The organism is Bacillus sp. P4_D3, assembly GCF_056401855.1.
Map to the genome: position 1 here is coordinate 1 of NZ_JBFUIN010001298.1, position 573 is coordinate 573.

Genomic DNA, 573 nt, shown 5'->3' on the forward strand with positions numbered 1-573 from the left:
AGATAGTAACATGATAAGAGGAGTGGATTGTATGAGTACGAAAACAAATGTTGTTGAAGTATTAAACAAGCAGGTAGCAAACTGGAATGTATTATATGTGAAACTGCATAATTATCATTGGTATGTGACAGGACCACACTTCTTTACATTACATGAGAAATTTGAAGAGTTTTATAATGAAGCAGGAACGTACATTGATGAGTTAGCAGAGCGTATTTTAGCGTTAGAAGGAAAACCGTTAGCGACAATGAAAGAGTATTTAGCAACTTCAACTGTAATCGAAGGGACAAGCAAAGAGTCTGCAGAAGAAATGGTACAAACTTTAGTAAACGATTTTTCTGCACTTATTCAAGAATTAAAAGAAGGTATGGAAGTAGCTGGTGAAGCTGGTGATGAAACGTCAGCTGATATGCTATTAGCAATTCATACGACATTAGAACAACATGTATGGATGTTAAGTGCATTCTTAAAATAAACATAAATTGATTAAAGAAAAACTCTATCGAAAAATTCTTTCAATAGAGTTTTTTATAATTTTTCAGTTTTCTTTTATGCTATAATATAGTAAAAAGG

The 573-nt window shown here is 32.1% G+C and carries 1 protein-coding gene; it reads left to right on the forward strand.

From position 1 onward, the window contains the following. Positions 1–31 precede the first annotated feature (31 nt). On the forward strand, positions 32–475 hold the full coding sequence (locus AC1DTM_RS30925; protein WP_002200786.1) for a Dps family protein: 444 nt from the start codon (positions 32–34) through the stop codon (positions 473–475). The last annotated feature ends 98 nt before the right edge of the window (positions 476–573 follow it).